Genomic DNA, 278 nt, shown 5'->3' with positions numbered 1-278 from the left:
GCCCGGCATTGGAGAGAATATTGCCGGCGATGGCCGTCGCCGCTTTTTCGATATCCGCATCGGCGAAGACAATCTGTGGGCTCTTGCCACCAAGTTCCAGCGTCATGGGCTTGATCCCTGTACGGGCGATATTGGCCATGATGGCGGCTCCCGCGGCGGTGGAGCCGGTGAAGCTCACCTTGGAAATCTCGGGATGGCCGGTGATGGCGTTGCCCGTGACGGGACCGTCGCCCAGTACGATGTTGATGAGGCCGGCCGGTAACCCGGCCTTGATCGCC

The 278-nt window shown here is 62.6% G+C and carries 1 protein-coding gene; it reads right to left on the bottom strand.

Going from position 1 to position 278, the window contains the following annotated elements; all coding sequences use genetic code 11:
• The coding region (locus EN804_RS36910) for an aldehyde dehydrogenase family protein (RefSeq protein ID WP_135922468.1) at window positions 1–278 on the bottom strand (278 nt) is incomplete at both ends.

The sequence above is a fragment of the Mesorhizobium sp. M8A.F.Ca.ET.161.01.1.1 genome, assembly GCF_004792105.1.
GTDB lineage: Bacteria > Pseudomonadota > Alphaproteobacteria > Rhizobiales > Rhizobiaceae > Mesorhizobium.
This window is presented reverse-complemented; position numbering and strand designations above follow the sequence as displayed.